The following is a 10,024-nucleotide window of genomic DNA, read 5'->3' as shown; positions in this document are numbered from 1 at the left end:
TCTTGCCAACCATCGGGAATTTCTAGTTGCTGTCGAAGTTGTGGGAGATGACAAGGACGGTCTAATTTACTAAAGTCAATTCCACTGTAGACCGTTTGGGATTTTTCTTGACTCAGGATCCCCAGTTGGATAGCTTGTTTACGGTTAAGTTCACTAACGGTAAGAAAAAAATCTGTACAGGGGCGCATACTACGCTCTAGATTAATATAGAGTTGGCGTTTCCAACTAGGCATAAAGTCATGGAAAGCAAAGCCATGGATAGTGTGGACAACCACAGGAACTTTAGTAATGCGAGCAGCTACACGACCAAGAATTCCTGCTTTTGAGCTGTGGGTGTGCACAACATCAAATTTTTCTCTACGCAGTAATTGAACTATTTCTGTTAGAGCTTTAAGGTCATAGATAGGGTTAATCGGGTTAACTAGGTGGGGTATGGGGTGGAAGGTATCCGCACTTTGTTGAGCACGATTCAACCATTGTCCTTCTGGATTTGAGGCTAAGTGAACCTCAAATTGATTACGATCATGTTTTTCCACTGTCAGGAGGGTGTTGTCTTGCGCCCCTCCGACAGCTAAACGGGTGATGAGATGGAGAATTTTAGATTTATTTTTGAGATAGGTAGTCACTAGGTTTCACATTATTATCTACTGTTTTACTTTTGATAAACTTGCTCAAGGCAGTAATTTGTTTTGAACAATTTTTTCTAAATAAGGTTTAGCAAAGAGTTGATAGTAGCCTTTCAAATAAATTTTGTTAGTATCGTTAATTCGTTTATTATTGCGAGTAATATGTTTGAAGATATAGCGAGCAGCAAACCAATTAGCAGTTTTTCTCAAATCCTTGGATTTTTGCTGATAACAGTAACCATCTAAAAATGCATTAGCTAAGCTCTTTGGTACAGTCTTAATTCCAAATTTAGCTGTTCCCCAATAAGCTAATTCCAGCGAAGCCAAAAATCTGCCTACATCTTGTAAATGAGGTACTATCTCATGAGTTGTATTTAAATCTAGCAAATAAACATCATTTTTATTGATTAAAACATCACGAATGTCAAAATTGTTAAGCCCAATTCCAAATGATATGTTTTGGGGAGTATATGAGCCTTGCAGGATTTCTTTGTATTCAATATCTATCTGCTCTAACAAAGAGTCTGCTTGGCTTACAAATGTATATTCATATCCTTGTTTTTGATGGAATTCATATAACCATGATCCGATGGAAAATAACGTTGTTTCAATGTTTTGATAATGGAGATTTTTATAAAGCTGAAAACTGATTATTTCTTTGGTGACAATAGCATTGAATTTTGACAAATAAGTGATGGGTTCAATGGTATTTATATTTGTCAAAAAATTTAAATTTTTATTAATCCATAAAAGGGAATTATACTCATGTAATCCCTTAGATATTGAATCGTGATTTTTGATTGCTTTACTAAGACTTGATGTCTTATAATTTATAATTTTAACATAAACATTTTGTTTTTTGCTGATTTCAAAAAGCAATATAAAAGAATTATGACGAATTTCAATGTTTATTAGTCTCGTCAAATTAACACTCTCTAAACTGAATAACTTATTTAATTCGACAGTAATATCATTAATCAGTGTTTTATTGGTTTTATTAAACATAAACAAGTAAGTTTTTATCTGTTTAATAAATGTCATCACAAAACTAAGCATTTCAGTATTTATAAATTTTATAGATTTTTTTGTTTATGATTTAATAACTGGTAATATAATTCTAACCACTTTATTAATCCCTGATCAAAACTATGATTTTCTGCGATATAATACCGACTTAGCTGACCCATTTTCTGACGTTCAAATAAAGGTAATTCCATCAGATTTTGCATGGCTTTAGCTAAAGCTTCAGAATTTTGAGGTGGTACGATAATTCCCGTTTTACCATCTAATATCACTTCCCGATTACCCCCAACATCAGTAGCTACCATAGGTAAACCAGAAGCAGATGCTTCTAAAAGTACTACTGGCATTCCTTCCCAAGCTGAGGACATCAAATAAGCATCGGCAGCACTCATCAAAGCTGGTATATCCCGGCGTACCCCTAAAAATCTTACTTGGGATTCAATGCCCAACTTTTCCGCCAAAGTTTCTTCCTTAGAACCTAAAAAACCATCTCCAGCAATCAGTAGAATTGCATTTTTATATCTTTGAGCAATTTGAGCAAAGGCTTTGAGCATATTGGGATAATCTTTTTGCTCATGGTTACGCCCTGCTGCTAACCAAACAAATTCATCTCCTAGATTTAATTCCTGGCGAATTTTGCTGCGTACTTCAGGGTGATGTTGAAATTTTTCACTGTCCACAACATTGGGTATAAATTTAATTTTATGTTTGGGTACTACCCCCACTTTGATGTAGCGTTCCAAACCGGCTTGACTCACCTGAGTGGTTAAATCACACCAAGGATCTGTGCAACGGTAGGCAACTTCTCGCCAACGTCCCCCCTCTTTAAGATTATGAGCTGTAGCCACCAAAACCTGTATGGGAGTAAAAATCCTGGCGATCCTAGCCATCAGATTAGCGTGGAACATATGACTGTGTACAATTTGCGGTTGCCATTGGCGTAAGAGATTAATTAACTCTAGTAGTGCCCTGGGTTCTGGTACACCCCGTTTCATGTTTAAACTATGGACAGATAATCCTTGGGCTTGGGCTTCTAAACCCATTTGACCTATGGGAATTAGAGAAAGAATCCTTACTTGGTGACCTTTAGCTACTAAAGCATGGGCAAGATACATAACTTGTTGTTCTGCTCCCCCTACTCCTAAACCAGTGGAAAGAAGGACTATACTCAATTTATCTGTGGCATTACTCATTATCTGTGCTTAAATTCAATAGTTTTAAGTATTCAGTAGTACTCTTTTCTTGGGAGAATTCTTCTTTAGCTCTAGATTGCAACACTTCCGGGGCAATGGGATTATTCAAAGTAGCTACCATTGCTTGGGCTAAACCCTCCACATCCCCCACTGGAACTAAATTGCCGTATTTACCCCCTGCTAAGATTTCCTCTGGGCCACTTTTGCAGTTAGTTGCTACTACAGGGGTTCCCACAGCCATAGCTTCAATTAACACCGTGGGTAAACCTTCTCGATTAGAAGACAGAACAAATAAGGCTGCTTGAGCCATGTAAGCAAAAGGATTATTAACAAATCCTGGTAAACTTACCTGATCTTCTAAGCCCAATTCCTTGACTAAGGCTTCTAATTTAGGGCGTTCTTCCCCTTCCCCTAAAATCATTAATCGAGCGGAACAGTTTTGTTGAGCGATGGCAAAGGCTTTAATTAAGGTAGGGAAGTCTTTTTGCTTGGTGAGTCTACCTACTCCTAAAATTACGGGAGGCTCTCTGGGAGAAAACCAGGGATGGTCTATGGTAGCTTGAGCTTTGAGCAGTAAATTAGGGGTAACTACTGGATTATAAATAACTTTGATGTGCTTGCGGGGTAAATTAACTGTAGTTGTTAGGTTATCTGCCACACCTCCCGATACCGCTACAATGGAGTCTGCCCAAGGGTAACAGTGATGGATTAAGCCGTGAATTAAGGGGTTTTTCCATGGGGATTGATTGCCCTCAGAAGAGAGAGTGTTACGCACAGTAACAATGATGCGGGTGGGTACTCCAGCAATAAATTTACCCCACAAGCCAACTAAGTTAACATAATCCATAGCGCAGATGAGGTAAGCAGGTTTTTCCTGTTTCAGGTATCGCACTAGCTTAGGTAGGCTCAACAGCACCCGTTTGGCTTCAAGGTGAACTAGATTAACTTGGGGAGATATCTCCGAAAAATAAGCACCATCTTTTTGCGCCAGAACTAAATCTACCTTTAAACCTTGTTCCGCAAGACCATTGGCGAGTCTGAGCATATTGCGTTCTGCACCACCACCCCGGAGGGAAGCTAGGAAAATGGCTATTGTTTGAGTTGACATAACGCTTCTCATTTTACTTTGCCTTTTTTGTTAATAACTGCTAATAAAGCACAGGACATAAGAACAGGACGATAATATAAAATTCGATGATTAAAAAGGCACCACACCAAAATAAATACGGCAAAACTCCAGATTAAATATTTTTTGTTAGTACGGGTATTTTTATTAAGGGTATAGATTAGAGAAGGAATAATAAAAATACCAATAATGCCATGCTCTGCTAGTAAAGATAAATACATATTATGGCTATTTAATTCCAATTCCCATTCTTCCGTAGCTCCAATTCCATTTCCTAACAATGGTTTTTCTGAAAAATAGTCCCAGGCATACTTAGCTAGCTGGAACCTTTCTTGAGCAGCGTTATCTTCAGTAGATCCAGTAGTAAAAATTTCAATTCTTTTTTGAGCTTTTCCATGTAAAAATTCTAAATTATTAACTTGATAATTATTATCTAAAAAAAACGTTATTTGATTTCCGATTACAACAAGTAATACTCCTATAAATAGAAATGCTTTTACCAATTTATATTGTGGAATTACGTTAAATATAATCAGAGTAATAACACTAATAAGCCAACCAAGTATTCCTCCTCTGGAAAATGTAGAAAAAACCCCCAAACCAACTAAAATAACAAATAGTATACGATATTTAGGCTTGAAAAGATCGACAGTAAAAAGCATTCCTAGGGTTAATGTCCCTGCACTATCATTAGGATCTAGGTAAAAACCTGCGGAGCGTCCCACATCATCCCAGTAAAATGCTTCTGGGTAAAATATTTCATAAATATTATTAGCAATTCCTAGTAAAACAGCAAATAATATAGTCCAAATAGCACAAGCTTGTACTAAACTAGTTTGGGATAAAATTACTAGCATAATTAGCACAAAAATCATAGAGAGAACTCTAGTTTCAAGGGCTTGAAAAGCAATGCTAGATTGAGATGAAAAAAAGAAAGATCCAATTGAAATAACTAAAAAAACTCCACACCAGATGATTAAATAAGTAGACTTATAATTGATTTTTATTTTTAAGATTAACAAAAACAAGGTTGCTAAACAAAATACAGCAATAAACCAAAGAGGAATAATATTGACAATATCAGCATTGTGCAAATAGTTATCTATACCTGTAAAAAATATCGCAAATGACGCTACTGACAATAAAATATTATAGTACAGTAAAGCATTTTTTTTTTGCATAAACTTCATAAGTTTGCATCAATAATATATTTATAAAATTGTAAAAACTATCTTAAATTTAGTGATAATTGTAATATAAAAACGAGAAGATATTGCTCCATCAAGAGTGTCAGTTTTATCTCTATGCCACTTGATTACAGATCCTGGTTCTAGAAACATTAATCTGAATCGACGCTTAGAGCCAGGAAGTTTGGTCAAAATCTCTTTAATATATGGGCACATTCCCATAGCGGGTGTTTATAAAAAAGGCTTCCCAGTAATAAGTTTATCAGTATAAACATCTCCCCCAGAGGTTATTAAACCTATAGCTTTCCATCCTCCATCGTGGTGATCATGTCTAGAATGTTACTCTCCTCCAAATTCTTTGATTAGATTATAGTAATCTGTTAAAAGTATTGATTGGGAGAAGTGAAGCAGTAATTCACACTGAAGCGAAAGATTACTAAGTGCTGTCAATATTTAAAATATTTGCATATATAAAAAGCTCCAAATCCTGTTTAAATTTCTGAAATTGTGTATCGGTACTTACCAGAAGCACTTGGGTAAATTTGATCAACAAATTCAAAACTAATTTGGCATTCTTCTCCTATCGCTATTTGGCAATGATTAACTATTTCATCTAATTCTTTTTGCTCTGGCTGATAATCTTGATTTCCTTTCATGATTCTTATCACTAGTTTTGAATAATCCTTTTGAACAACTTGGAAGTTATAAATCCAGTCTTTAAAATAAAGAAGATAAGTAAAATATGATCCATATACTAGACTGCCGTCTTTACGCTTAAACATATCCGTAATTCTACCTGAAACTTCCTTGAATATCTGCCGTGAGGGTTCGTTAACTAACAAAGTGCCACTGTCACCAATTTTGTACCGTATTAATGGCATAGCATAGTTAGTTAAATTAGTAACCAAGATGTTTCCTTCAACACCGGTTGGCAAGAGATTATTATTATCATCTACAATTTCAATATAACTGCCCCAAGGTGCAGCCCATAGACCTTCTTTACCAGGTAGTTCACAAGCAATATCACCCACTTCTCTAGAGCCATAACGATTGAAAACTTGGCATTGAAATACAGACTCAATCTTTTCGCGCATCCAAGGATAAAGTGTGCCGGAAGTGGTTATAATAGCTTTTTGAGGAACAATGGTTATTTGCTCCTGTTCAGCAAATTGTGCCAATTCATATATTGCCTGAACGTAGGCAATAATTATCTTAGGAGGTTTGTTATTTAGCTTGTGAATAAACCCCGCCATTTTTTCAGGAGTCATCAAGAAAGCATTCATATAGGTCGTATTTCTAAGAAAGCTTGATAACTTAGCTTTAATACCTTTGTTTGATAATAAATCTGTTCGTGAGCCCCATAAAATTGCTTGTGGATCACCAAATTTTCTACCTGAAACCAAATAAGAATAAAGCGACTTAATCGCCATCGAACGGTTGAAATATGCCCGGTCTTGAATAAGCCTTATTGGTTCTCCGGTTGAGCCACTTGATTGATTAAAATACCACTGTCGTTGTTTTAAATCCGTAGATTTTATTTGTTCAAAGTTTTGGCGAATTAAATCTTTGGTTAAAACTGGCAAGTTTTGAAGATATACTTCTGGATTTTGTTCAAGAAGTTTATAATTGCCAATTTGAGCCATTATTTGAGTATAATAGGGGACATTTTTTTGGCAATGGTTAAGAATTTTTATCAAGTTTGTTTGAGTTGTTTCAGGGTGTATTCCTGAAGTAATTTCTTGACTAAGCTTGTCAAAAATAGCAGAGTATCCTCTACCTTGTAGAGAAGAATAGTGTGAATAAAGCCATCCTCTAAAATTCATTATTTACTCACATTTTCAAAAAGTTTTTCCCAATCTTGCAAAATTTTTTCTAAAGCAAAGCGTTTATTGACTTCTGTCGCACGGCTAGCTAAACGTTGACGTTCTTCTGAGTTAGACATCAAATTTTCCATGGCAGTAGCTAAAGCTTCTGAGTCTTCATTGGGAACTAAGACACCATCTACGTTGTGACGAATAATTTCTTTTGGTCCTGTAGGACAATCCGTAGCAATGACTGGTAATCCACAAGCTAAGGCTTCGCAATGTACCATAGGAAACCCCTCCCAGCGAGAAGCCATAACAAATAATTCAGACTTTTTTAAGACAGGAAAAGGATTACTTAAACGACCTACTAAAACAACCTGAGCAGATAAATTTAGTTTATTAATTAGAGCTAATAACTCAGATTTTAAATGTCCTTCCCCTATGATTAGTATTTGCCAATCGGGATATTTATGGGCAATTTTTGAAAATGCGCTGATTAGAATATCGAAACCTTTTTGTTTTGTTAGCCTCCCCATACTTGTGATCCAATTTTTGTGGGAATCTATACCTAGATTATGTAAGACATGGTCTTCAATCAGATCATTCTCTGGTATTTTCACTATTGGGTTATATATCACTACTCTTTTATTTGGATTTAGCCATTGGAATGACTGATCTAATTCTTTACTTACACTCACTAATTTATTAGCGTATTTATAAACTAATTTTCTAAGACTGTACTTTTTGCGTTTATCAGATTTTTCTCTGCCGTAAGAATGTTCAGTAATAATTGTCGGCAGATTAGTTTTTAATAAAGATAATATAGTTAATATATTTGTATTTACTAAATGGGAAATAACTACATCAGGATTAGTAGATTTAATAGCTTTTCTTAAAACTAAACATCTGTGTAAGTTATTTCGTAAAGCTTGAATAGCATTGTGTGAAGCACCCGCAATATTCAGAGCTAATCGAGAGACCTTAGGTGAAAGTTTATAAAAATCACGTTCTTTACCAGCTATCGTGATAAGTGTTACCTGATGACCTTTTTCTACAAATCCTTCAGCAAGCAAAACCGAAACACGTTCTGCACCACCACAAGAAAGAGATGAAATCACTAACGTTATTTTCATATTTTTTGTTGGTAATTTTTGTTAAGTTTTTTATTTATAAATGTAATGTGCATCAAAAAACAAATCAAATAAATTAGGCTAGTAGATAAAGCAATTCCAGCAATTCCAATCCATTGTATAAATAAAAAGTTGCAGACAATATTTACCAGTAAATTAAATGCACAAGTCCAAGTAAATACATAATTCATCCTCATTGAAGTAATTAGTCTAACCACTAAAATGTTGCCAATATAAAAAGGAAGTTGTAAGGCATACAAAGCTTGAATATGAGCCACTAAATATGTGTCATCTGCTGTAAATGATCCCCTTTGCAAGAGAATCCTAACTATAGGAATGGAACAAATTAAGAGAATAATGGTTAAGGGAATAGTTGTGATGAATATTAGCTTCAGATATTTTTTTAGCGTATGTTTTACCCCTTGCCAATCTTCCCTGGCGATCATCTTAGAAAAGTAAGGAGTAACGGCTGTCCCTAATCCTATGGCGACAAGACTAAGGGGCAAAGCTGTCAATTTATAGCCATAGCTCAGGGCTGCGACGCTTCCCGGTGCTAACATGGCTGCCATTGATTGGTCTACTAATTTAGTACTTCCTATGAGGAATGCAGCAGCAGCAGAGGCTCCATAGAGCCGAAAGACTTCTTTAAGCTTAGAGTCAAGCTTATATAGTTTTGGTATTAAGCTAATGCCTTTTCGCCTCAGTGATATACCTAGGAAAATAATTTGTATTAAAGTTCCTCCTAGTAGTGCTATAACTAAGGCAAAGACTCCCCAAGATGAAAATTTTACAAGTAAGATAATGCTTAAGGCAGGGATGGCAATGGGCAAAATAGCAGCCAAGGCAAAACGTTCTCCAGAATTTAAAACAGCCTGGCAAATCGTAACAATTCCCTTAATTAAAATTAGAGGAGAAACTGCTAAGAGTAGCTGAAAAGTAAACTCGATTTTGCCTGAGTCGAAACCTGGTGCAATTTTAGGTAAATAGAAGGGAGCAAAAGCTACCATGAGGATGGTAACCAAGATTAACAATCCAATTACATAAGACATTGCTCCAGAAAGAAGTTTCTGAGCCTGTTGTTGTCCTTGTTGCTCTCTTTCCCGTATATAAGTAGGAATAAAAGCAGGTTTAAAAGAACCAGCAACTACATTACCAATAAACTGAGGAAATAGTAAGGCAATCACTAATGCATCCACTTCATTGCTGGTGCCAAAACTCCAAGCAACCACAAATTCTTTGCCCACAGATACTATTTTTACCAGTACAGTCATGGCAGTTACTTTAGCAGCAGCACCAAAAATTTGGCGATTATTAGAGCCACTGGAAATATTTTTCCAGAACTTAAATGCATTATGTAATGGCTGTTTTTTCACTGTAAATATTTAATCTATAGCAAAGGGAACAGGGAACAGGGAGTAGGGAACAGGGAACAAAAATTATCACAATTCCTACACGGATCCCTATAAATTTTTGATAGCTGTGTGAAGTAACGATTACCAAGACTGCCTAACCAATCCCAGATTACTCTTCTCATGCTCAGACTGGGGAGGATTACCAGCAGATTGCCGGTAGGAGTAACTGTTACCATGCTTGTTATTAACAAAATTTGCCACCACCCCAGCTAAAGTACACTGATTGCTCCGTAAAATCTCCAAGGAACGGGTAATATCATCATGGGTACTGCATTCCATGCCAGCAACAAAGATAATTCCATCCACATAACTGCCTACACTTTGGGTATCAGCAACCCCTACCACAGCAGGAGTATCGATTAGCACATAATCATAAGTCTGTCGCCACTCATCAAATAGCTGCTTCATTTTCTGGGAATTCAACAGCGCCACTGGATTAGGAGGAGTAGGACCAGAACTGATTAGATCAAGACTTTCAGTCTTTCCTGTCTGAACGAGGGAATACCAAGGACGGTCACTGGA

9 protein-coding genes are annotated in these 10,024 nt (G+C 36.1%); all 9 read right to left on the bottom strand.

The features are described 5' to 3' along the window. A partial coding sequence (locus tag F6K20_RS11165) for a glycosyltransferase (RefSeq protein WP_287294681.1) occupies positions 1-626 on the bottom strand: 626 nt, incomplete at its 3' end. 45 nt (positions 627-671) lie between these two features. Next, positions 672-1,631 (bottom strand): hypothetical protein, encoded by a 960-nt coding sequence (locus F6K20_RS11160; protein ID WP_287267491.1) that lies wholly within the window; start codon positions 1,629-1,631, stop codon positions 672-674. 68 nt (positions 1,632-1,699) lie between these two features. Further along, positions 1,700-2,842: a glycosyltransferase gene (locus tag F6K20_RS11155; RefSeq protein ID WP_287250625.1), complete on the bottom strand. Its 1,143-nt coding sequence runs from the start codon at positions 2,840-2,842 to the stop codon at positions 1,700-1,702. After that, a complete protein-coding gene (locus F6K20_RS11150) occupies positions 2,835-3,950 on the bottom strand; it encodes a glycosyltransferase (RefSeq protein ID WP_287250623.1) in 1,116 nt (371 codons plus the stop codon). Before F6K20_RS11150 ends, F6K20_RS11155 begins: the two co-directional genes overlap by 8 nt. An 8-nt stretch (positions 3,951-3,958) precedes the next feature. Then, positions 3,959-5,149 carry an O-antigen ligase family protein gene (locus F6K20_RS11145; protein WP_287250621.1) on the bottom strand — a complete coding sequence of 397 codons (1,191 nt, stop codon included), beginning with the start codon at positions 5,147-5,149 and terminating at the stop codon, positions 3,959-3,961. Positions 5,150-5,646: 497 nt separating this feature from the next. Then, entirely contained in the window at positions 5,647-6,978 is a 1,332-nt protein-coding gene (locus tag F6K20_RS11140; RefSeq protein ID WP_287267494.1) for a phenylacetate--CoA ligase family protein, read from the bottom strand. Further along, positions 6,978-8,093, bottom strand: coding sequence for a glycosyltransferase family 4 protein (locus F6K20_RS11135; RefSeq protein WP_287267496.1), 1,116 nt, complete (start codon positions 8,091-8,093; stop codon positions 6,978-6,980). Before F6K20_RS11135 ends, F6K20_RS11140 begins: the two co-directional genes overlap by 1 nt. Next, positions 8,090-9,463 carry a murein biosynthesis integral membrane protein MurJ gene (murJ, locus tag F6K20_RS11130; protein WP_287250616.1) on the bottom strand — a complete coding sequence of 458 codons (1,374 nt, stop codon included), beginning with the start codon at positions 9,461-9,463 and terminating at the stop codon, positions 8,090-8,092. The genes F6K20_RS11135 and murJ overlap by 4 nt, the downstream gene beginning before the upstream one ends. A 120-nt stretch (positions 9,464-9,583) precedes the next feature. Next, the coding region (locus F6K20_RS11125) for a tyrosine-protein kinase family protein (RefSeq protein WP_287294679.1) at positions 9,584-10,024 on the bottom strand (441 nt) is incomplete at its 5' end.

Source organism: Moorena sp. SIO2C4 (assembly GCF_010672485.1).
GTDB lineage: Bacteria > Cyanobacteriota > Cyanobacteriia > Cyanobacteriales > Coleofasciculaceae > Moorena > Moorena producens.
This window is presented reverse-complemented; position numbering and strand designations above follow the sequence as displayed.

What these genes read in the sequence shown, in the direction of transcription:
- F6K20_RS11140 (WP_287267494.1), bottom strand. Translation starts at nt 6,978, where the DNA reads ATGAATTTTAGAGGATGGCTTTATTCACACTATTCTTCTCTACAAGGT.
- F6K20_RS11150 (WP_287250623.1), bottom strand. Translation starts at nt 3,950, where the DNA reads ATGTCAACTCAAACAATAGCCATTTTCCTAGCTTCCCTCCGGGGTGGT.
- F6K20_RS11135 (WP_287267496.1), bottom strand. Translation starts at nt 8,093, where the DNA reads ATGAAAATAACGTTAGTGATTTCATCTCTTTCTTGTGGTGGTGCAGAA.
- F6K20_RS11160 (WP_287267491.1), bottom strand. Translation starts at nt 1,631, where the DNA reads ATGTTTAATAAAACCAATAAAACACTGATTAATGATATTACTGTCGAA.
- F6K20_RS11155 (WP_287250625.1), bottom strand. Translation starts at nt 2,842, where the DNA reads ATGAGTAATGCCACAGATAAATTGAGTATAGTCCTTCTTTCCACTGGT.
- F6K20_RS11145 (WP_287250621.1), bottom strand. Translation starts at nt 5,149, where the DNA reads ATGCAAAAAAAAAATGCTTTACTGTACTATAATATTTTATTGTCAGTA.